The sequence below is a fragment of the Pengzhenrongella phosphoraccumulans genome (genome assembly GCF_045689905.1).
Classification (GTDB): domain Bacteria; phylum Actinomycetota; class Actinomycetes; order Actinomycetales; family Cellulomonadaceae; genus Pengzhenrongella; species Pengzhenrongella phosphoraccumulans.
In genome coordinates, this window is record NZ_CP144210.1 from 2,329,611 (window position 1) to 2,351,933 (window position 22,323).

The 22,323-nt window shown below is 72.4% G+C and carries 16 protein-coding genes; 4 read left to right on the forward strand and 12 right to left on the reverse strand.

The features are described 5' to 3' along the window. Positions 1-11: 11 nt before the first annotated feature. The 5 genes from VTA80_RS10755 to VTA80_RS10775 all read right to left on the reverse strand — a co-directional run bounded on the left by VTA80_RS10755 (position 12) and on the right by VTA80_RS10775 (position 6,945). Positions 12-1,244, reverse strand: coding sequence for an EAL and HDOD domain-containing protein (locus VTA80_RS10755; RefSeq protein WP_407345493.1), 1,233 nt, complete (start codon positions 1,242-1,244; stop codon positions 12-14). Beyond that, positions 1,241-2,971, reverse strand: coding sequence for a putative bifunctional diguanylate cyclase/phosphodiesterase (locus VTA80_RS10760; protein ID WP_407345494.1), 1,731 nt, complete (start codon positions 2,969-2,971; stop codon positions 1,241-1,243). The genes VTA80_RS10755 and VTA80_RS10760 overlap by 4 nt, the downstream gene beginning before the upstream one ends. A gap of 87 nt (positions 2,972-3,058) precedes the next feature. After that, a complete protein-coding gene (locus tag VTA80_RS10765; RefSeq protein WP_407345495.1) occupies positions 3,059-4,657 on the reverse strand; it encodes a PQQ-binding-like beta-propeller repeat protein in 1,599 nt (532 codons plus the stop codon). A gap of 39 nt (positions 4,658-4,696) precedes the next feature. Beyond that, entirely contained in the window at positions 4,697-6,154 is a 1,458-nt protein-coding gene (locus tag VTA80_RS10770) for an amino acid permease (RefSeq protein WP_407345496.1), read from the reverse strand. A gap of 74 nt (positions 6,155-6,228) precedes the next feature. Next, the gene (locus VTA80_RS10775; RefSeq protein WP_407345497.1) at positions 6,229-6,945 is read right to left on the reverse strand and encodes an NUDIX hydrolase; all 717 of its coding nucleotides are present in this window, start codon (positions 6,943-6,945) and stop codon (positions 6,229-6,231) included. 100 nt (positions 6,946-7,045) lie between these two features. On the opposite strand from VTA80_RS10775, the gene VTA80_RS10780 reads away from it, so the two are divergent. Together VTA80_RS10780 and VTA80_RS10785 are read left to right on the forward strand one after the other, a co-directional pair. Then, positions 7,046-8,050 carry an SPFH domain-containing protein gene (locus tag VTA80_RS10780; RefSeq protein ID WP_407345498.1) on the forward strand — a complete coding sequence of 335 codons (1,005 nt, stop codon included), beginning with the start codon at positions 7,046-7,048 and terminating at the stop codon, positions 8,048-8,050. Between the two features lies 1 nt (position 8,051). Further along, the gene (locus VTA80_RS10785; protein ID WP_407345499.1) at positions 8,052-8,948 is read left to right on the forward strand and encodes a hypothetical protein; all 897 of its coding nucleotides are present in this window, start codon (positions 8,052-8,054) and stop codon (positions 8,946-8,948) included. A 7-nt stretch (positions 8,949-8,955) separates the two neighbouring features. Here VTA80_RS10785 and VTA80_RS10790 read toward each other — a convergent pair whose 3' ends face one another. From VTA80_RS10790 to VTA80_RS10800, 3 genes are all read right to left on the reverse strand, one after another. Further along, complete coding sequence (locus VTA80_RS10790) at positions 8,956-9,393, reverse strand: nitroreductase/quinone reductase family protein (RefSeq protein ID WP_407345500.1); 438 nt, start codon at positions 9,391-9,393, stop codon at positions 8,956-8,958. Positions 9,394-9,542: 149 nt separating this feature from the next. Then, a complete protein-coding gene (locus VTA80_RS10795) occupies positions 9,543-15,974 on the reverse strand; it encodes an Ig-like domain repeat protein (RefSeq protein ID WP_407345501.1) in 6,432 nt (2,143 codons plus the stop codon). 246 nt (positions 15,975-16,220) lie between these two features. Next, entirely contained in the window at positions 16,221-16,883 is a 663-nt protein-coding gene (locus tag VTA80_RS10800; protein WP_407345502.1) for a hypothetical protein, read from the reverse strand. Positions 16,884-16,901: 18 nt separating this feature from the next. Here VTA80_RS10800 and VTA80_RS10805 point away from each other — a divergent pair, with 18 nt between their 5' ends. Then, complete coding sequence (locus VTA80_RS10805; RefSeq protein WP_407345503.1) at positions 16,902-17,117, forward strand: hypothetical protein; 216 nt, start codon at positions 16,902-16,904, stop codon at positions 17,115-17,117. A gap of 18 nt (positions 17,118-17,135) precedes the next feature. Here VTA80_RS10805 and VTA80_RS10810 read toward each other — a convergent pair whose 3' ends face one another. Genes VTA80_RS10810 through VTA80_RS10825 form a run of 4 tightly spaced genes read right to left on the reverse strand, consistent with a single transcriptional unit; the run spans position 17,136 to position 20,831 of the window. Beyond that, a complete protein-coding gene (locus VTA80_RS10810) occupies positions 17,136-17,831 on the reverse strand; it encodes an SDR family NAD(P)-dependent oxidoreductase (protein WP_407345504.1) in 696 nt (231 codons plus the stop codon). A 51-nt stretch (positions 17,832-17,882) separates the two neighbouring features. Next, a complete protein-coding gene (locus tag VTA80_RS10815) occupies positions 17,883-18,539 on the reverse strand; it encodes an MBL fold metallo-hydrolase (RefSeq protein ID WP_407345505.1) in 657 nt (218 codons plus the stop codon). Beyond that, complete coding sequence (locus VTA80_RS10820) at positions 18,536-19,621, reverse strand: S-(hydroxymethyl)mycothiol dehydrogenase (RefSeq protein WP_407345506.1); 1,086 nt, start codon at positions 19,619-19,621, stop codon at positions 18,536-18,538. The genes VTA80_RS10815 and VTA80_RS10820 overlap by 4 nt, the downstream gene beginning before the upstream one ends. A gap of 40 nt (positions 19,622-19,661) precedes the next feature. Continuing rightward, on the reverse strand, positions 19,662-20,831 hold the full coding sequence (locus tag VTA80_RS10825) for a diguanylate cyclase domain-containing protein (protein WP_407345507.1): 1,170 nt from the start codon (positions 20,829-20,831) through the stop codon (positions 19,662-19,664). 190 nt (positions 20,832-21,021) lie between these two features. Here VTA80_RS10825 and VTA80_RS10830 point away from each other — a divergent pair, with 190 nt between their 5' ends. Then, a complete protein-coding gene (locus VTA80_RS10830) occupies positions 21,022-22,296 on the forward strand; it encodes an ABC transporter substrate-binding protein (RefSeq protein WP_407345508.1) in 1,275 nt (424 codons plus the stop codon). Positions 22,297-22,323 lie beyond the last annotated feature (27 nt).

A 22,323-nucleotide genomic window follows, 5' to 3' on the forward strand; every position in this document is an offset into this window, starting at 1 on the left:
TACCCGGCTCGCTACCCGGCGAGCGACGCAGCCACGGCGTGCGCGTCCGCGACAGCGCTGAGGTAGGCCCGCGCGACGACGGCCGGGTCCAGCCCGGTCGCCGCGACGCCCGCGACGTCGTTCTCCTCGTGCGCGAGCACCGCCGCGAGCACCGCGCCGTACGGCCCGGACAGCGAGAGCAGCGCATCGCCGACGTCGTCGGACACCCCGGTGCGGGCGACGAGGTCGGCCGGCGCGACCTGGAGCTGCGCCGCGGCGGCCGAGAGCAGCCCGACCGTGTACGCGGCGTCGTTGCCGACGAGCGACCGGCAGGCGAGGCCCCGGGTGAGCATCGGTCCCAGGCCCGCGGTCGCGTCGCTGCGGGAGCCGACCAGCGACGTCATCGCGAGCGCGAGCAGCGGCTGCGGGCCGAGCATCACGACGGCCCGGCGCAGCGAGTCGATCCGGTGCCGGATGCCGATCGCGCCCGAGTTGACCAGCCGCAGCACGCGCATGGTCAGCTCGGGGTCGGAGCCGATGACCTGGACCACGCGGCCGGAGTCGATGTCGTCGGCGCTGAGCAGCGCCGTGAGCTGGAGGCACTGCAGCTCACCGGTGCTGAACGTCCGGGCCGTCGGTGGGGCGTCGCGCCGGAAGAGCGGACCCTGGAGCAGTCCCACGCCGTGCTCCGCGCAGAACCGGACGGCCGCCTCGGTGTCGACGTGCTCGGCGATCACGGTCAGGTCCCGGGAGTGCGCGCGCTCGATCGCCGCCGCGCTGGCCGTGGCGCCCCGCGCCAGATCGACCTTCACGAGGTCGACGAGCGCGAGCAGGGCGTCCTGGTCGCCGTCGGGCACGAAGTCCGCGAGGGCGAGCTGGCGGCCGGCCGCCCGGAGGCGGGCCAGGTCGTCGGCCAGCCCGGGGCGGGCGGCGAGCCGCCGCGGGACCTCCAGGGTCAGGCCCCCGGGCGGGTCCGGGCGGGGCCAGTCGGCCGCGAGCAGGCCCGCGGTCGCGCGCACGAAGACCCGGTGGTCGCCCGCGAGGCCGTCGAGGTCGAGCGCGGCGTACTGCGCGTCGATGCGAGCGTCATCGTGCGGGTCGTGCGGGTCGTGCGGGTCGTGCGGGTCGTGCGGGTCGTGCGGGTCGTGCGGGTCGTGCGGGTCGGCCGGCGCCCCGTCGACGACGTCTACCGCGTAGCCGAGCACCGAGCGGTCCGGGTGCACGATCGGCTGCCAGTGAACGGTCGTTGCGGTCGCTCTGGTCATGTGGTGGTCGGAGCCGGGCGCAGCGTGCCGGTGAGCAGCGCGGTCATCCGCTCGGCCTCGACCGGGCGGGAGTACCAGAAGCCCTGGCCCAGAGCGCACCCCATCGCCCAGAGAGCGTCGCGCTGCTCGGGGCGCTCGATCCCCTCCGCGACCACCTCGAGCCGCAGCGCGTGGGCCAACGCGATGATCGCGCTGACCAGCGCGCTGCTGGCCGAGCCGCCGTCGCCGAGGGGGTCGACGAACGACTTGTCGATCTTGAGGATGTCCATCTGGAACTTCTGCAGGTAGGACAGGCTCGAGTACCCGGTCCCGAAGTCGTCCATGGCGATCTTCACACCGAGGTCGCGCAGCGTGCGCAGCTGCTCGGACACGGCCGCGGCGTCGAGCGCGAAGATGCTCTCGGTCAGCTCCAGGACGAGCCGGCCGGGCCGCACCCGATGGCGGCGGAGCGCACCGCGCACGTCCTCGATGAACCCGATCTCGTCCAGCTGGCGCGCCGAGACGTTGACGCTCATCCGCAGCTCGGGGTGGCCCGCGTCGGCCCACCGGCGCAGCTGTTCGCACGCCTGCTCGAGCACCCATCGGCCGAGCTCGACGATCAGGCCGGTCTCCTCGGTCAGCGCGACGAAGTCCGTGGGCGGGAGCAGGCCGTCGGTCGGGTGCGCCCAGCGCACGAGCGCCTCGCAGCTGACGATCGCCCCCGTCTCGATCGAGACGATCGGCTGGAAGTGCAGCACGAACTCGTCGGCGTCGATGGCGCGCTCCAGGTCGCGCCGACGGGTGAGGCGCTCCAGCATCCGGGCACGCAGGTCCTTGGTGAAGACCACCACGTGCCCCCGGCCGCGCTCTTTGGCAGCAGACAGGGCGAGCGTCGCGCAGCGCATCAGCTCGGCCACGTCCAACGGGTCCCGGGTCCCGCCGGTCACCATCAGCCCGACGCTCGCGCCCACCCGCATCGTGGCGCCGTCGACCACGAACGGCGGGTCCAGCGCGCGCAGCGCGCGGGCGGCCACGGACTCCGCCTGCGCGACGCCGGTGAGATCCTCGATCAGGATCGAGAACTCGTCGCCGCCGGACCGCGACACCGTGGCGCCGTCGAGCAGGGTCGAGCGCAGCCGCGCGGCCACCTGCACCAGGAGCCCGTCCGCGGCAGCCCGGCCGTGCGCGTCGTTGATCGTCTGGAACCCGTCGAGATCCAGCACGAGCAGCGCGACCAGGGTCCCCAGGCGCGAGGTCCTGGCCAGGGCGTGCTCGGCCCGGTCCTGGAGCAGCGCGCGGTTCGGCAGCCCGGTCAGCGCGTCATGGAAGCCCTGGTGCTCGAGCTGGACCTCCAGCGCGCGGCGCTCGGAGACGTCCCGCATGGTCAGGACGATGCCCGCGACCAGCGGGTCGTCGAGCAGGTTGTGGGACAGCACCTCGAACGCAGCGGTGGTGCCGTCTCGGTGCCGCAGACGCCAGTCCGTGATCACCTGGGTCGCACTCGTGCGGGCAGCGAACCCCGCGAGCACCGCGGTGGCCTCGGTCGCATCGGCCTCGGCCATGAACTCGACGAGCCGTCGCCCGAGCGCGCCGGCCGTGGGCAGGCCGAGGTTGTGACCCAGCGAGGGCGTGCCATAGGTGATCCGGCCCTCTGGATCGACGATCACCACGACGTCCGAGGTGTGCGCGAAGAAGGCTACGAGACGCTCGTCAGAGCTACGTGTCTCGCTCCGGGTGGATCCGGGCACGCGCGTCGCCTCCTCACACCGGGTGTCAGGGTCCTCATCGGCAGTTTCGCCGCGAACTTCAGGGGTGACGGCCTCGGGATCGGCCGGTCAGTCCAGTGCGTAGATGCCCTCATCGGATTGGCCGTACAGCGCACCGTCGCGCTCGTACAGCTGCACCCCGGGCGGGAGGGTGCTCGTCCAGAGTGTGCGGCCGTCGTCCAGCCCGTAGGCGGTCACCTTGACGGGCTCGCCGGACGAGGTGGAGTCGGAGGGGCCTGAGTCGGCCAGCAGCACCACGCGTCCGTCCGTGAAGGCCGACGGGGCCATCATCGACCCGTAGGAGCCCGTCGTCGTGCTCGGGATCTTCTTCGACCAGACGGTCCTGCCGCTGCGCCCGTCGTACGACACGAGGTGGTCGTCCTCGACCCGGATGACCCGGCCGTCGATGATCATCGCGCGGTAGATGCCCGGGCTCGGCACCGTCCACCGCGCTGTGCCGGTGGTCAGGTCGTAGGCGATCAGGTCGTCGTTCTGGGACTGCGCGAGGACCAGGTCGTCGAGAGAGCCGTCGTCGGGCAGGGCGTCGAAGGGCTGGGCGTCGACCTGGAGCGTGCGGCCCGTGGCGAGGTGCGTGAGCGTGGACGTGCCCGATGTGGTGCCGGGTTCGACGAGCAGCTCGCCCGCGCGCAGCACACCGAACCCGCCCGCGTTCCCGGTGCTCGGGTCGCCGCCGTTCGCCGGCCGCAGCACCGTTCCGTCCGCGTCGAGCACCCAGCTCTGCCCCTTGTCCTCGCCGTTGAGGGGGTAGGCCGCGACCAGCACAAGGTCGCCGGCGGCGTACCCCCACACTTGATAGCGGCTGGCGTGGTCGGTGCCGAGCGGGACGTGGGAGCCGAGCGGGTCGGGCGTGGTGAACGTCCACCGCGCCGGAGCGTCCCACGCGCTGGCCCGGCTGACCTGGGCGCGGCCGTCGGGCAGCACGCGGGTGGTCACGAGATCGGCGTCGACCCCGGTGCGGGCCGAGGTGCCGGTATAGGTGCTGGCCGACGTGACGATGGTGCTCGGGTCCGTCGGCCGGTCGACCAGGACGGCGCCGTCGGTCGCGTCGATCACGAGGAGGCGTGCCTTGCTCGGCACGTCCATCTCGGCGCCCGAGGTCGTGATGCGCTCGGTCTCGTCCACGGGGACGCAGACGACGACGGCGGTCCCGGCCGGGGCGCCGTCGGACGGTGGCGCAGGGCGGGAGAGCACGCACGGGCTCCGCCCGTTCGTCGGCCCCGCGGGCCGTGTGGCGGCCTCCCAGGCCACGTTGCCGGTCGTCGCGTCGCGGCCGACGACGGCCCCGCTCCCGTCCGGCCGGTCGACCACCCCGATCGCCATCGTCGCGGTGGAGCCCAAGAGCCAGTACGACGGGTCGTCGATGTGCCACCGCTCGGTGACCGAGTCGCCCAGCGGGGCGAGGACACCTGGGACGTCTGCCAGGGCTGCCAGGCGGCGGTGCTCGCGCCGGTCGGCGACCACGGTGGTGGTGAGCAGGACGAACGCCAGACCCGCCGCGAGCGGCCACCAGCGCCGGGCGCGCCGCTGCCAGGCGAGCCGTCGGTCGCGCGGGGGCTTCGGCGGGTCGAGGGGCCCCTCGGCCGGCTCATCGGGCCTGTCGTCGTCGATCAGGACGACGTCGACCATGCTCCGTCGCGTGGACCACATGCGGTGACCCTATCGAGGCACGGCCCTGCGCCGGGGGCCTTACGGAGCGACGACCAGCACCCCGTCGCGGTACGACGGCGCCGTGTGCGGCACGCTCATCTGGTGCCGCTGGGCGAGGTACACCGGGATGCCGACCCCGAACGCGGCCCCGGCCATGAGGTACGGGCCCCACACGATGTACCAGAGCGTGCCGGTGTTGCGCGAGTAGAACAGGAACGCGATCGAGAAGACGAGCGCGACCAGGGCAACCGTCACGTCCAGCGCGAAGCGCGGCGCCACGAGGGCGCGGCGGCCCAGGTGCCGGTGGTCGAGCCAGCGCCACTTGATCTGGACCAGCGCCGAGAACCCGAACGGCACGGCCGCGGAGATCCCGGCCATGAGGACGAGCGTCGTGAACACGGTCGAGCCGCTGGTGCCCATGTAGCCGATGACGACGGCGCCGGACGCCAGCGCGGTCGAGGTCGCGATGCCGAACGCCGGCACCCCGCGCCGCGACACGCGGGCGAACCGCGCGGGGAACAGGCCGTCGGACGCGGCCGCGAGCGGCACCTCGGCGCAGATCATCGTCCAGCCGTTGAGCGCCCCGATGCCGGAGACGATCACCGCCAGCGCCACCAGGTCGCCGGCCCACGAGCCGCCCCCCACGATGAGGTTGGCCGCCACCGAGTACGACGCCTTGTTGGCGTCCAGGGCGAGCGCGCTCGCGGGCACGATGCCGAAGACGGCGACCATGGACAGCAGGTAGACGCACGCGCTCGCGAGCGTGCCGAAGATGGTCGAGCGACCGACGTTGCGCTCGGGGTTGCGGACCTTCGCCGCGGCGACGGCGGCCGTCTCGACGCCCAGGTAGCTGAACAGCGCGATCGCCATCGCCCCGCCGATGGCCGTCAGGCTGCTGTCCCCGCTGACGTTCCAGGGCACGAAGTTGCGGGCCTGGATGAAGAACAGCCCGACAGTCGACATGAGCACCAGCGGCACGAACTTCGTCACCGTGGTCCAGACCTGGACCGAGCCCATGGTGCGGACGCCGGCGAGATTGACGGCGGCGGGGACCCACAGGCCGACCAGGGCGATGGCGATCGTCCAGCCGATCTGGCCGCCACGGTTGAGGAAGTGCTCGACGTAGTACACCCAGCCGACGACGATCGCCGCGTTCCCCGCCCAGGTGGCGATCCAGTACGACCACGCGTTGGCGAACCCGATCGCGTTGCCGAAGCCCGAGCGCGCGTAGGCGTACGGCCCCCCGGCGGCGGGCAGGCGCCGCGACATCACGGCGAACAGCAGTGCGAGGGCGACCGCCCCGACGGTGGCCAGGGCCATGGCGACCAGGCTGATCGGGCCGTACGCCGCGAACGAGTACGGGAGCGAGAAGATCCCGACCCCGATGATGCTGCCCATGATCAGCGCGGTCGACTGCGGCAGGCTCAGCGAGCGCTCCGGGAGGTCGTCACCCGTCAGGGCTCGGGTGGTGGCGTGGTCCGTCGTCGACGCGGGCACGGTTCATCCCATCGTCGTCGGGGCTCTTCTCGGGCAGGCGGGCAGATCGTCGCCGAAGGCTAACCCCTGCCGGTCTACGGCTCGCGGGTCAGCGGCGGGATGAGCGTGGTCGCGCGGCCGCGGCGGTACAGCGCGGCGGGGCGGCCCGGGCCGTCGATCATCGTGTGGCCCGTCTCCAGCAGGAAGCCCTCGGCGCTGGTGACCTTGCGGTGGAAGTTGCGCGGGTCGAGCCGCGCGCCCCACACCACCTCGTAGACGTGGCGCAGCTGGGAGACGGTGAACTCCGGGCCGCAGAAGGCGGTCCCCAGCGACGTGTACTCGAGCTTGCCCCGGGCTCGTTCGACCGCGTCGGCGAGGATCGTGGCGTGGTCGAACGCGAGCCCGGCCGCGAGCGCGGTCCCGACGGCGACCCACGCGGCGGCCGCGGCGTCCCCGCCCGGTCGAGGCTCCGGCGGGTTCGGCACCATCGCGAGGTAGGCCACCGACGCGACCCGCATGCGCGGGTCCCGACCGGGGGAGCCGTAGGTCTTGAGCTGCTCGAGGTGGGCCGGGGTGCGGCGCAGCCCGGTCTCCTCGGAGAGCTCGCGGATCGCGGCGGCGGACAGCTCCTCGTCGGGCCGCACGAAGCCGCCCGGGAGGGCGAGCCGACCGAGGAACGGCTCCTCGGCCCGGGTGATGAGCAGGGCCTGCAGGGCGTCGTCGCGGACGGTGAGCGCCACGACGTCGACAGTCACCGCGAACGGCGGGTAGGCGGCCGGGTCGTAGCCGTCGGGGGCGGGGATGCTGGTCACGCCGTCCAGAATATCTCGTCACCTTGACGATAACAAGGGAATCGAGTTATAGTCATTTTGACGATAATTAACGTCGATCCACCGACCCTCAGGACAGATCATGGCCACCATCAAGCGCTACCCGCTCGTGCGGCACCTGCGTGCCGCGCCGACCTCGCACGTGCTGCACCTGAGCTCGGGCCGGGTGCGCCACGACGGGCCGGGCCTGGCCTTCTGGTTCCGCCCGCTCTCCGCGGTCATCAGCGAGATCCCGGTCGACGACCGCGAGCTGCCACTGGTGGCCCGCGCCCGGACGGCCGACTTCCAGGACGTCACGGTCCAGGTCACGGTCAGCTTCCAGTTCGCCGCCCCCGCGCTCGTGGCTCGCCGGCTCGACTTCGCGATCGACCCCGACTCGGGGGCCTGGACCGGTAGCCCGCTCGAGCAGGTCGCGCAGCTGCTCGGCGAGCTCACCGCCGGCCAGGTCATGGACGCGATGGCGACGATGACGCTGCGGGAGGCGGTGGTCTCCGGCGGTGGTGGGCTGCGCCAGGTCATCACGGCGGGGCTGCAGGCCGACGAGCGGCTGGCCCAGACCGGGATCGCCGTGCTCGGCGCGCGGGTCCGCTCGGTGCGGGCCGAGGCCGACATGGAGAAGTTCCTCCAGACCCCCGCGCGCGAGCAGGCGCAGACCGAGGCCGACAAGTCGACCTTCGAGCGCCGCGCGCTCGCGGTCGAGCGCGAGCGCGCGATCGCCGAGAACGAGCTCGCGAACCGGATCGAGCTCGCCGTGCGCGAGCAGGAGCTGGTCACCCAGGAGGGCACCAATGCCCGCACGCGCGCCGAGGAGGCCGCCGCGGCCGCGCTCATCGAGGCGAACGGCGCCGCGGAGCGTCAAGGACTGCTCGCCGAGGCGAACGCGCACAGCGCGCGGGTCGTGGGCGCGGCCGAGGCCGCGGCGGAGGCTGCCCGCGTCGGTGCCTACGCCGGGGTGGACCAGCACGTGCTGGCGATGGTCGCCGTCCGGGAGCTCGCGGGCAACCTGCCGAACGTCGCGAACCTCACGATCACCCCGGATCTGCTGACCAGTGCGCTGGCCGGCCTGGTCGGCTCGAAGCAGGCGTGAGATGACCCTGGTCCCGCGCGTGGTGGTCGTGCACCGGCACACCGAGCTCGACGGGTTGCTGGCGCGGCACGGCACGCGCGGGCAGGCGGAGTTCTTCCTCCGCACGCGCGGCCGGAACCTCGCCGACGCGCAGGACCGGCATGACGCGCAGGAGGAGGCCCTGCGCCGGGTGCGGGCGGCGATCCCGGTCGACTGGCGTCGGGGCGACGTCGAGCGGGAGGACCTCTACCGGTTCGGGTTCGAGGCCGACGACGTCTGCGTCGTCGTCGGGCAGGACGGGCTGGTGGCCAACACCGCGAAGTACCTCGACGGCCAGAGCGTCATCGGGATCGATCCCGAGCCCGGTCAGAACCCCGGCGTCCTCGTGACCCACCGGGCCGTGGCGACGGGCCAGCTGCTGCGCGCGGTCGCCGCGGGCACCATCGCGGTGCAGCAGCGGTCCATGGTCCGCGCCACGCTCGACGACGGGCAGTCGCTCGACGCCCTCAACGAGGTGTTCGTGGGCCACCCGAGCCACCAGTCGGCCCGCTACCGGATCACCGTGCCCGATGCGCGCGAGCCCGAGCGGCAGTCGTCGTCGGGCCTGATCGTGGCCAGCGGCACGGGCTCGACCGGATGGGCGACCTCGATCCAGCGCGAGCGCAACCTCCCCCCGGCGCTGCCCGGGATCCGCGACGGGTTCCTGGCGTGGTTCGTGCGCGAGCCGTGGCCGTCGCCGACCACCGGCACGGTCAGCACCGACGGCCTGATCGGCGCGGGCGAGGCGCTGTCGGTGCTCGTCGAGTCCGACACGCTGGTGGTCTTCGGCGACGGGCTCGAGGCCGACCGGCTGACGGCGACCTGGGGTCAGACGATCGCGGTCGGGGTGTCGCCCCGCACGCTGCGGCTCGTCGGCTGAACCGCCCTTACTCCTCGGCGGCCGCGCGTCGCAGGGCCAGGACGGGAATCGTGCGGATCCCGGCGGTCTTCTCGGCGTAGCCGGCGAAGCCGGGGTACCGCCGGGCCTGCTCCGCGAAGATGCGGTCCCGCTCCTCGCCGGCGAGCTCGCTCACCGTGACCGGGTACGTCTGCGTGCCGACCTCGACCTGCGCCGTGCCCGCGGCCGTGAGGTTGTAGTACCAGTCGGGGTGGGTCGGGGCGCCGGCCTTCGAGGCGAAGATGTAGATGACCGTGGGATCTGCCTCGTCCTGCAGGTACATCATCGGCGCCACGTGGTCGTCGCCACTGCGCCGCCCGCGGTGGTGCACCAAGGTCAGCGGCGCCCCGGCGAAGGGGCCACTGACGCGGCCCTCGTTCGCGCGGAACTCCTCGATGACGCCCGTGTTCCAGTCGTTCCCCGCCATGTCGAGCTCCTTTGGTCGGATCGGTCTCCTCGCACAACACCGCGCGGGCCCGGTCGCTTCCGGGCAGCACGACGGCGGCCCCCCGGGTGGGTCCCGGGAGGCCGCCGCGTTGTCGAGCTGCCGTGCGGTCGTGCTGCCGTGCGGTCGAGCTACTGGATGCGCTGCGTGATCGCTGCGCTCGTGCTGGTGGTGACATTGGCATCACCGGTGTAGACGGCCGTGACGGTGTGCCGCCCGATCGCCATGAGGTTGTTCGCGTAGGCCGCCTGACCGATCGGGCTCACCGGTACTGCCGGACCTGCGTTGACGCCGTCGATCCGGAACTGGACCATCCCCGTGGGGATGCCCCCGCCCGGCGCCCGCACCGCGACGGTCGCCGTGAAGATCACGGTCGAGCGCCAGGGTGCCGGGCTGCCGCTGCTCGCGACCGTCGTGATGCTCGCCGCCTTGTTCACCGTCTGGGCGCGGTTCGCGCTCGTGCTCGGTGAGTAGTTGACGTTGCCGCTGTACACGGCCGAGACGGTGTGGGCTCCCACCGTCAGGGCGTTGGTGACCCAGAGGGCCCGGCCGGTGGCGTCCAGGGTGACCGGGCCGCCCACGTCCGCGCCGTCGAGCCGGAACTGGACCGTCCCGGTCGCCGCCGCCGGGGTGACCCGAGCGGTGAACGTCACCGTCTGACCCGAGACCGCCGGGTTGACGCTGCTCGTCACCGCGGTTGCGGAGGCCGCCGTGTTGACGAGCTGCGTGAACGTCGCGCTGCCGCTCCCGGCGAAGATCGCCGAGCCGCCGTAGGACGCGACGACCGTGTGGCTACCGGCCGACAGGGTCGCGGTCGTGTAGGTGACCCGGCCCTGCGCATTCACCGTCTGGATCCCGCCGACATTGACGCCGTCGATCGAGAGCTGGACCGTGCCCGTGGGGGTGCCCGTGCCGGCCACCGGTCGAACTGTGGCTGTGAAGGTCACCGACTGGCCGAGGCGGGCCGTCGGGACCCGGTTGCTCGTCACGGTCGTCGTCGTGAGGCGGAGCACCGGGCCGACCGTCTGGGTGAAGGTCGGGCTGGTGCTGCCCAGGAAGGCGGCGTCACCGGTGTAGGTGGCGCTCACCGGGTGCCCGCCGATGGCGAGGGTCGACGTCGTGAAGGTCGCCTGGTTGCCGACGAGAGAGGCCCCCGTCGTCACACCGTCGACCGAGAAGAGCACTGCTCCTCGGACGCCGGCCGGGCTGACGGTCGCTGTGAAGGTCACGTCGCCGCCGACGATCGACGGGTTGACGCTGCTCACCACGACGGTGGTGGTGACGGCCTTGACGGCCGTCTGGGTGAGGGTGCCCGAGCTTGGGGCTAGGGCCGAGTCGCCGCTGAAGTCAGCGGTGACGATGGTGTCGCCCGCGAGGAGGGCGGCCGTGGTCACGGTCGCCATCCCGGTGGCGTCGACGGGCACGATCGTGGTGGTGGAACCCACCGTGAAGGTGACCGATCCGGTGGGGATCGACGTGCCCAGACCCGGGCTGACCGTGGCGGTGAACGTCACGTCCTGCCCGACGACGGACGGGTTGAGGCTGCTGACCACGACCGTCGATGACGCGTCCCGGACGTGCTGGGTCGCCGTGCTCGAGCTCGTGGCGTAGGCGGCATCACCGCTGTAGTCCGCCGTGACGAAGGTCGTGCCGGCGAGGAGGGCGGCCGTGGTCATGGTCGCCACCCCACCGGTGAGCGGCACGGTCGTCGTCGTCCCGCCGGCGGTGAAGGTCACCGATCCGGTCGGGACACCGGCGCCCGCGGTCGGGCTGACCGTGGCGGTGAACGTCACGTCCTGCCCGACGAGCGACGGGTTCGGGCCGGTGACCAGGGCTGTGGCGGTGGCGAACTTCGTCACCGTCTGGGTCGCCGTGCCCGCGCTCGGGGCGAACACCGCGTCACCGCTGTAGTCGGCGGTGAGGGTGCTCGTACCGGCCGGGAGGGTCGACGTCGTGAACGTCACGATCCCGGTCGGGTCGAGCGGTACCGCCGTGGCCGCTCCGTTGACGGTGAAGGTCACCGTCCCGCTCGGCGTCCCGGTGGCCAGCACCGGGCTGACCGTGGCGGTGAACGTCACGGACTGCCCGACGACGGACGGGTTCGGCGCGTTGAGCACGACTGTCGTCGAACCCGGTTGCAGGACAGTGACCGTGGCCGGGCCTGCGTAGGCAGACGAGCCGATGGGGTCGACCGCCTTGACCTGATAGCTGTACGCGCCCGGCACCACTGTGGTGTCGGTCCACGTCGTGTCCGTCGGGGGCAGCGTGGCGACCACGCTGAACGCCCCGGCGCCCACGGCACGCTCCACCACGACGTTGGTCGCGTTGGTGGCGTTGTTGGTCCAGCCCACGGCGACCTGAGCGCCTGCAGGCAGCGAGGGCGCTGCCTGGACCACTGCGGTCAGCGCGGTCGGGGCCTTGGGCAGCCCGACGACCGTGATCACGTTCGACGGCGCATCGCCCGCCGCGTTCCAGGCGGTGACCCGGTACGCGTAGGTCGTCGTCGGGTCCGGTGGGTTGTCCTTGTAGACGACTGTGTTCGCGGGGACCTTGGCGATCTGCGCGTAGGTGCCGATGACGCCGTCGATCACCTCGGCCCGATCGACGCGGTAGCCGACCTCACCCGACCGGGTGGGGTTGGTCCAGGTGGAGGGGTTGAGGTAGTCGACGGGGGTGCCGTCGGTCCACGCCAGATCGACGCTGCCCCGGGTGAAGGTCAGGACGGGGGCTGCTGGCAGCGCCCGGGCGACGTGCACCGTGACCGGCCGCATCATGTCCATCTCCTCGTGGCTGAGGATGTGGCAGTGCCACACGTACTCCCACTCGAAGTTGGTCATCTTGTTCTCGATCGGCGCGATCGGGTTGCCCGCCGCGTCGGTGTTGTTGAAGCCGGCCTCGGTCCCGAGGACCCCGTTCGCTGAGCCCTTGGCGCCCAGCGGCATCATCGGGTTCAGCGGTCGGACGCTGTCCGGGATGCCGAACGGCAGGGTGGGCACGATCGGTCGGACCGCCACGATCGTGTCCTCGAGCGGGCTGACGCGGACGGTGTCCTTCCAGCCGAGCTCGGTGGCTTCGGGCGGGATGATGATGTTGTCCCAGGTCACCCTGTTGATGACTTGGACGTCGTAGAGGTGGAAGTGGATCGGGTGCGTGTCGACCCCGTTGTGGGTGATCTTCCAGATCTGGGTCCCGTCGGCGGCCGACGAGATCGGGGTGACGTTCAGGCTGCTCGGTTCCGCGGTGGCATCCAGGACTTCCGTGGCGGGGTTCGTGAACGGGTACAAGATGATGTTCTGCAGCAGCGGCGTCGCGCCAGGGGCCTCGAGGCCCATGTTGGCGGTCATCCGCCCCCACTCGTCGAAGCTCGCCGAGTTCATCTCGTCGTGGATGCCCTTGCCCTCGATCTTCACCGAGAGCTGCGCGCCCTTGCCGTCCTTGTTCGCCCCGAGGGTGTCGAACTTGAACATGTCGCCACCCTGCTCGGAGATCCGGGCGAGACCGTCGCACTTGGCGGACGGCGTCGTGACGCTGTTGCAGTAGCCGGAACCGGTGAACGCGGTCCCGTAGGTGGAGTTGTACGCCGCCTGGCCGACGATGATCGGGTTCTGGCCGGACTCGAAGACGCCGGAACCGTCGGCCTTGTGGGCGAACGCCGTGTTCAGCGCGCCCATCCGGTCGGCCGTGGTGTTCGGCCGGTCGAACGCGACCGCGGGTGCGGCCGACGAGACCTTGACCTGCATGACCGTGCGGGTGTTCGGGCCGTACCCGGGCAGGGTGGTCGGCGCGCCGGCGGGGGACAGGTCCGGGCCGCCGGTGAAGTAGTCGTAACCGGCGACGCGGGCCGGGAAGGCGGCCGGGGCGTCGTTGTACAGGATCAGGGTCTTGCCCCGGTACGCCGAGAAGTCGACGATCACGTCGGCCCGCTCGGCCGGCGCGAGGAGCAGCGAGTGCTTGTCCACGTTGCCGACGTCGAACCGGGTCGGGTCCGTGATCCAGGTGGTCGGCTGGGCCGGGACGACGACGGGTGCGGGCAGGAAGCCGCCCTCAGAACCGATCTGCACCCAGGACGGGCCGGCGGGGCTCAGCGTGGTGTCGGGCGTCGGGACGACGTTGATGTCCGTCTGCGCGGCCGCCACCTCGGCGGGCTTGAGGGCGACCTCGCTCAGGGTGCCGGTCGTCGGGTCCGCGACGTACCAGGACAGGTTCCAGAACCGGTCGTTGGCGGCGTTGAGGATCTTGTAGCGGTACGCCTTCGGGTCGACCGTGGTCGTCGGGTAGGCCGTGCCGTTGACGATCGGGGTGTCGTTGAACGCCTCCATGCCGACCGAGACGTTCGGCGTCGCGGGGATCTGGGCCGGCTCGCAGAACGGCTGAACGTTCGGGTCGCAGGTCGCGTCGTAGTACGGGTTGGCGATCGGCGGGTACTTCGCGTCCTTTGCCGGGGGCCAGAACCACGGGCCGTACATCCAGCGGCCGAACGAGCTCATGCCCGACGGGTCGCCCGGGTTCTGGGCCGGCATGTACACGTGCGGGGTCCAGAGGTTGCCCTTGCCGCCCCACTTGGCGGCGTTCCAGGTCGGATCCTGCTGGGCCAGCGCCGTGGCGTCGGGCACGAAGGTCTTGTCCTGGATGACGAGCGGGGTGCCGCTGCCGACGCTGGCGAGCGCGCCGGTCGGCGCGATGAGGGCCTTCTCGGTGTCATCGGTGATCAGGTACGGAGCGGCCTCGCCGGCGTACACGTTCAGGCGCGTGATGCCCCACGAGTGGTCGTGGTAGAACATCAGGCGCGCGCTCTGCTGGTTGGTGTAGAAGAACGTCTCGGCGCCCGGGCCCGGGTCGGGCATGTCGGGCACGTTGCTCACGCTGACGCCCGCGGGGTAGGCCGTGTTCTCGCCGGCGGGGGTGACCCACTGGTGGGGCGTGCCGTCGCTGATCCACGGGGTGATGCCACCGTGCAGGTGCAGGGTCGAGCGGTTCTCCGAGTAGCACGTGGTCGGCTTCGGCGTCTCACCGCACATCGGGTTGCGGACCCCGTCGGTCACGGTGCCCTCGTCCGGTGCCATGTCCATCGGGACCTTGGTCGTCGGGTCGAGCGACATCATGTCGGGGCCCGCACCCGAGCCCATCATCGAGCTGTCGACCGGCAGGAACAGGTCGCCGTCGACGCCGGTGGGGAGCAGGTTGCGGAACAGGATCCGGACCGGCTTGTTCTTCGTGGCCACGATGGTCGGGCCGAGGTAGTGCGGGGTGTCCACGCCGTACCGACCCACGATCGGGGTCGCGGTGATGGCCGGGTCGAGGTTGGCGTTCGTCAGCTGGGCGTGCGCCCCGGGGACGACGTCCGTGGACAGCTGGACGTAGCCGCGCAGCAGCGTCGCCGGCAGGCTCGAGGCGAACTTCTGGCGGTACTGCACGACCGCGATCTCGTAGTAGTCGGTGCCGGGGTACGTGGTCGTGTCGGGGACGGCGACGGGGATGTACTCGCCGAGGTTGTTCTTGTTCTCGGGCCCGAGGCCCGCGAGCGTGTCGACGAACTTCTTCAGCCCGGGCGTGAGGTACCCGGCGCCGGCGGTGTCGACCTTGATGGAGGTGACGGCACCCATGGCCGCGACCGTCGCGACGGCGGTGGCGCCCTTGTCGAGCGGCGCGACGCTGTCCTCGATCGTGACGACGGGCACGGAGTCGTACCCGGCGCCGCCGGAGACGACGTCGATCTGGCCGACGCCGATCGTGGCGACGGCGGTGGCGGCGTCGACCAGGACCTCGCCAGGTCCGTCCCAGATCTGTACCGAGGGAGCGGTGGTGTATCCCGAGCCGGGGTTGACGACCGAGACGCCGTTGACGACGCCGTCGGCGGTCATGGTGGCCGTCCCCGTGGCGGGTGCGCACGGGGTGGCGGGGGCGGGGACGGACGAGCAGTACGCGGCATTCGGCTTCCCGAACTTGACGAGGGGCTCGATCAGGTAGCCCTTGCCGCCCGAGGTGAGGGTGAGGTCATCGACGCCGCCGCTTACCTCGACCGAGGCCGCGGCGCTGGGCGTGCCGCCGCCGGTGATCGTGGCGGTGGGGGTCGTGAAGCCGAAGCCGGCCTCGGCGACCGCAACGCTCGTGACGACTCCGGGGGAGATCGTGGCCGTCGCGGCCGCGAGCGCCGTCGGCGTGACGCCGGGGGCGGTGATCTCGACCTGCGGGGCCGACGTGTAGCCGGTGCCGGGGCTGGTCACGGTGATCCCGCTGATGCCCCCCAGCTTCGGGTCGACGGTCGCGGTCGCGGCCGCATCGGCGCCGCCTCCGCCGGTGAGCGTGACGACGGCGTCCGAGAGGACCTGAGGGCTGTTCGCCCAGTTGGGGTAGGGGCCGAAGTAGTGCGGCACCTTGGTCTCGTCGGTCGGGCTGACCGGCGCGTTGAGCTGTGCGGTGCCGGCAAGCAGCGCGGCGGCCTGTTGTCCGGTGGCCGCCGACCCGGTCGCGGCGATCGTGGCGCTCGCGGCGGTGGTCGCCTGTCCGAAGACGAAGCCGAACGTCGCCAGAGTGGCGAGTAACCAGCCGAATCTGTTCTTCATGTGTTGCCCTCTCGAATGAGATGCCTCCCCGCAGGGGGAGGCGTCCGTGATCCGGGTCCCCCTGGAGCACTGCCATTGCCCGAATCTTCGGGTTCGCGCAGTTTGCGGGTGGGCGTCCCTTTGCGAGGGGGAACGATCTGCCTAGCAGGGGTGAAAAGGTGCAATCAGGCGGCGTTCAGGCGCGTCATGGGAGGATTCGGACAAACTTCACCCGCTCGGCAGCGGGCCCGGGGGACGAGGGGGCAGTCAGCCGCGCGTGGTGGCGGGGCCCCGGACCGGCCGCGGCGGGATCTCGACGGCGATCTCGCGACCCAGCCGCGCGCCGGCCAGCTCGAGGTCGTCGCCGCTCCAGAACCGGCCCGGGTCGTAGAAGTTCGGCCGGCGCCCGGCCGGGAGCAGGCCCATCGCCTCGTACGTGACCGCGACGATCTCCGCGCAGTAGGCGGTCTCCAGCTCGCTCGGGCCGGCGCCCAGGAACCGCGGCGCCCGGCCGCCGAGCCAGCGGGTCGCGAGGCGGGCCGTGGAGGGGAACGGGGTGCCGTCCAGCCGGGCGACGGTGCGCAGCACGAGGTCCTCCTGCCCGCGTTCGATCGCGGGCTCGAGCTGGCGCCACCAGGCGCGCTGCCCGTACCGGTTGCCCCACACCACGACGGCGTCGCGCAGGTTGTGCAGCTGCGCGCCCCGGTGGTGGGTGCCTGACCACAGGTCGGGCAGCGACTGGCCGAGCTCGGCGTGCCACATCAGCGGCGGCAGGTCGTCGAGGACCACCGCCATCCCGACGTGGTTGACCGGGCTGTTCGTGGTCAGCTGGATGGCCCGGTCGGCGATCGCGCGCCCACGGAAGAGCCAGACGTCACCGGTCCGGGCCTCGGTGACGGCCCTGTCGAGGTCGATCCGGGTCTCGGGCACGCCTGTAGCCTAGGCACCATGCGCTGGTGGAAGCTCTTGGGCGTGGCCGGGTTCGCGGGCGTCGCAGCGACCGGGGTGCTGGTGGCGAGGTCGGAACGCCGTCGCCGCGCGTACACCCCGGACGAGATCCGCGCCCAGCTGCACGCGCGGGCTGAGGCGCTCCCGGCAGATGCCCTTCCCGCAGGCGCGTTCCCCGCCGAGCCTCCGACCGGGGCGGCCCGCGCGGAGCGCTGATCGCCCGTTGGGGTCCCCTCAGGCGAACGCGGCGCTCGGCAGGTCCCGCTCGTCGCCGACGACGGCGGCCAGCACGCGCGCCGCGACGGCGTCGGGGTCGAGTCCCTGCGCGAGCCGGGGCGCCGTGCCGGCGATCGGTCGGTCCGCGAGGCCCGTCTCTGTGTGCGGCGGTCGCGCGTCGATCAGGCGGATCCCTGCGCGGCGCAGCTCGCGACCGGCCGCGGCGTCGAACGCGGTGAGTGCCCCCTTGGAGGCCGAGTAGGCGGCCATGCCGGCGGCCGGGTGCTCGGCGACGATCGCGCTGAGGTGCAGCACGAACGGCGCACGGCCGGCGGCCGCGGACGCGGTCAGCGCGGGCAGCGCGGCCCGCAGGAGCCGGATCGGCGCGAGCGTGTTGACCGCGAACAGGTCGACGAGCACCTCGTCGGTGAGCTCGCCGACCGGTCCGAACGCGACCACGCCGGAGGCGACGATCAACGCGTCGAGCCGGCCGTGCGCCTCGAGGGCTGCGGCGACGGCGTGCACGGCGGTCTCGGCCGCGCGCAGGTCGCCCGTCACGAGGGCCGCCTCGAGCCCGAGCGCCTCGAGGCGCCCGCGGTCGCGGCCGAGCAGGGTGAGCCGGGCGCCGTCCGCGGCGAGGAGGCGGCTGATCGGCGCACCGAGACCACCGGAGGCGCCGGCGACGAGGATCGACAGGTCACGCACGGAGTTCATGGCAGGAGTGTGCCAGCCGCAGCTCCCCTCGGGGTCCGCATCGGGCCGTCGTCAGTGCCCGCGAGCGATCCACTCCGCCAGGTGCGGGGCCTCGGCCCCGATCGTCGTGTCGTCGCCGTGCCCGGTGTGGACGACCGTCTCGGGCGGGAGCACGAGCAGGCGCGCGGTGATCGAGTCGATGATCGTCGGGAAGTCCGAGTACGACCGACCGGTGGCGCCCGGCCCCCCGGCGAACAGCGTGTCGCCGGTGAAGACCGCCCCGAGCGCGGGCACGAGGAAGCAGCACGCGCCGGGGGAGTGCCCGGGCGTGTGCAGCACGCGGACGTCCACCCCGCCGGCGGTGAACACGTCCCCGTCGGCGAGCTCGCCGTCCGGGACCCCCGACCGGACCATGTCCCACAGCACGCGGTCCGCCGGGTGCAGGTACGCCGGGGCGCCGGTCGCGTCCGCGAGCTCGCCCACGGCGCCGAGGTGGTCGTCGTGCCCGTGGGTGAGCAGGATGGCGACGACCCGGCGTCCGGCGACCGCGGCGAGGATCGCGGAACCGTCGTGCGCGGCATCGATGATGAGGCACTCGTCGTCGTCCCCGACGACCCAGACGTTGTTGTCGACGGCCCAGGTGCCGCCGTCCAGGCTGAACGTCCCGGACGTGACCACCCGGTCGACACGGACCGCCGTCGGGCCGGCCGCGGGCGTCGCCGCGCTCACAGCACGACGACCGAGCGCAGGACCTCGCCGCGGCGCATCTTGTCGAACGCTGCCTCGATGTCCCCGAGCGTGATCGTCTCCGAGACGAACGCGCCGAGGTCGAACCGGCCCTGGCGGTAGAGGTCGACGAGCAGGGGGAAGTCCCGGCTGGGCAGGCAGTCGCCGTACCAGGAGGACTTCAGCGCACCGCCGCGGCCGAAGATCTCGCCCATCGGCAGCGTCACCTCCGCCTCGGGGGCGGGCACGCCGACCAGCACGACGGTGCCGGCGAGGTCCCGCGCGAAGAACGCCTGCCGGTAGGTCTCCGGACGCCCGACGGCGTCGATCACGACGTCGGCGCCGTGACCGCCGGTGAGCCCGCGGATCGCCTCGACCGGGTCGGTGGTCCGGGAGTTGACCGTGTGGGTCGCGCCGAGCTTCGTGGCCCACTCGAGCTTGCGGTCGTCCACGTCCACGGCGACGATCGTCGTCGCCCCGGCCAGCACGGCGCCGGCGATCGCGGCGTTGCCGACCCCGCCGCACCCGATCACGGCCACCGAGTCGCCGCGCCCGACGCCGCCGGTGTTCACCGCCGCACCGAACCCGGCCATCACGCCGCAGCCGAGGAGCCCGACGGCGGTCGCATCGGCCTCGGGGTCGACCTTGGTGCACTGCCCCGCCGCGACCAGGGTCTTGGCGATGAACGCCCCGATCCCGAGCGCCGGCGACAGCTCGGTGCCGTCCGTCAGGGTCATCTTCTGGGTGGCGTTGTGCGTGTTGAAGCAGTACTGCGGCTTGCCCTTGGCGCACGCCCGGCACTCGCCGCACACCGCGCGCCAGTTGAGGACGACGAAGTCGCCGGGCGCGACCGACGTGACGCCGGGGCCGACCGCCTCGACCACGCCGGCGGCCTCGTGGCCGAGCAGGTACGGGAACCCGTCGCCGATGCCGCCCTCGCGGTAGTGCAGGTCGGTGTGGCAGACCCCGCACGCCTCGATCACCACGACGGCCTCGCCCGGACCGGGGTCCGGCACGACGACGTCGACGATCTCGACGGGCGCCCCCTTGGCCCGCGCGATGACTCCCCTGACGATGCTGGGCATGTGCACTCCCTCGATCGGTGAGCGCACAGCCTAAGGGCGCTCAGATCACGTGCACCCCGGGTGCGGACTCGTAGGCGACGACGCCGATCGGGCCATGCTTTCCCCGGTACATCGCGGCGTCCGCGTGCTGCAGCAGCCCCTCGAGCGCGACGGCGTCGTCGGGGTAGAAGCAGACCCCGAAGCTCGCCTGGATCTCCAGGGTGACGCCGCTCAGCAGCACCGGTGCCGCCAGCTCCGCCCGCACCCGGGCCAGCAGCGCGACCGCCTCGGCCCGGTCTCCGCTGCGGGGCAGCACGAGACCGAACTCGTCACCGCCCAGGCGCGCGACGGTGTCGTCCGTGCGCAGCGCCTCGACGAGCCGGCGGCCCACGACTCGGAGCAGCTCGTCGCCGGCCGGGTGGCCGAGCGTGTCGTTGACCTCCTTGAAGTGGTCGAGGTCCACCAGGGCCAGAGCACCCCGCTCGCCGCGTCGGCTGCGCGCGAGCGCGTCTTCGACCGTGCGCCGGAACAGCTCGCGGTTGGGGAGGCCGGTCAGCGGGTCGTGCAGCGCCTGGTGCTCGTGCGCGGCGGCGTGGCGGCGCAGGGCGCGGGTGGTCCACCAGCTGATCAGGGCCAGCACGCCGTACAGACCGACCAGGCCGAGGCCGAGGCGCGTGATCGCCCGGTTGGTCTCGACCTGCACCTTGGCCGCGAGCGCGTCGTAGGGCAGGTAGAGCTCGAGCACGCCGATCGCTCGGCCGGTCGAGGCCGACAGGACGGGCTGCAGGACGCGGATGGCCCGCGCAGGGCCGTCGTCGACGATGCGGACATCGGTGCCGCCGGCCACCGCGGTCTCGAAGGCCGGGGACGTCGCGGGGACGACGCCCAGGCCGCCGTCGTTCTCCGAGAACGAGACCGCACCGGCGAAGGTGCGCAGCCGCAGGTGCGAGACGGAGCCGCTGAACACGGAGAGGTCGGTGGCTCGGCGCAGACGGGCCCGCTCGTCGTCAGTCAGCCCCTCGGAGAGATCCAGGCCGATGAGCGCCGGGGCGATGGCCATCTCGGCGATGACGGCCGCCTGGGCGCGACCCTGGTCGCGGCCGCGCTCGACCCCCGCGTCGCGGTAGTCCTGGACCAGGATGGCCCCGAGCAGGGCGACCGGAACCAGGCTCGCGACGGCGTAGATCGCCAGCAGGCGGGAGCCCGCACGACGGCCTGGGCGATCGGTCACGATCCTCCATCGGCACTTTTTCGCTCGCTGTGAGCCATCAGCCGGAGCGAACCGGGGTGATCGGAGCGGCGCGCAGCCGAATGGTCGTACTTTCGTTACGATTCAGCGTCGGTGGGACGCGACGAGTCCGGGCACGGCCCGGTGGCGAGGTCGCCGCGGGAACCCGGTCAACGATGTCGAGGGAGACATGATGCGTCGCACGGCGGCTGTCGCAGCCCTCGCCGTCCTCGCACTGGGACTTGCCGGGTGCGGCAGCGGCACGACGGCGCCTGGCGAGGCAGCGGGCGGCGAGGTCGAGGTCTTCACGTGGTGGGCCGCCGGGTCCGAGAAGGCCGGCCTCGACGCCCTCGTGGGCGTCTTCGAGGCCCAGCACCCCGACGCCACGTTCGTCAACGGCGCCGTCGCGGGCGGTGCCGGGTCTGCGGCGAAGGACCGGCTGGAGTCCCGGCTCCGGGCCGACGACCCGCCGGACACCTTCCAGGCCCACGCCGGCAAGGAGCTCACCGACTACATCCAGGCGGGCCGGCTCGAGGACATCAGTGCCCTGTACGACGAGTTCGACCTGCGCAAGAAGTTCCCGACCGACCTGCTTCGGCTGCTCCAGGACCACGGCAAGATCTACTCGATCCCGTCCAACATCCATCGGTCCAACATGGTCTGGGCGAACCCGAGCGTGCTGCGCGCCGCGGGCGTCGACCCGGCCGCGACTTACGGCAGCCTCGACGAGTGGTTCCCGGCGCTCGACGCCGTCCAGGCCACTGGCGCGACGCCGCTCGCGATCGCGACGACCTGGACCCAGGTCAACCTGCTCGAGACCGTCCTGATGTCCGATCTCGGTGCGCAGGCGTATCTCGGGCTCTGGGACGGCACCACCGCCTGGACCGGGGCGGACGTCACCCACGCGCTGGCGGACTTCGGCCGGCTCATGAGCTACACCAACGCCGACCGCGACACGCTCGACTGGACCGATTCGACGCAAGCGGTGATCGACGGCGCCGCGGCGTTCACCGTGATGGGCGACTGGGCGGTGGCCGCGTTCGGGGAGCAGGACAAGGTCGCGGGCGTGGACTACACCTACTTCCCGGTGCCCGGGTCGGCGGACCAGTTCGGCTTCATCGCCGACTCCTTCACCTTGCCCGTCGGCGCCCCGCACCCGGACGGCGCGAAGGCGTGGCTCGAGACCGTCAGCTCGCTCGAGGGGCAGACGGCGTTCAACCGCGCGAAGGGCTCCATCCCCGCCCGGATCGACGCGAACCCCGACGACTTCAGCGCGTACCAGCAGGCCTCGATGACGGCGTTCGGGCACCTGTCGATCGTGCCGTCGCTCGCCCATGGTGCCGCGGCGTCGATCACGGTGCTCACCGCGATCGAGGCCGCCACCAGGGCATTCACCACCGGCACGTCCGACCTCACGACCTTCCAGGGCGATCTGGCGGTCTCGGCCGGCTGGCGATCGGGCGGCTGACCCGGCGGACCGTGGCGCGGTCTCAGT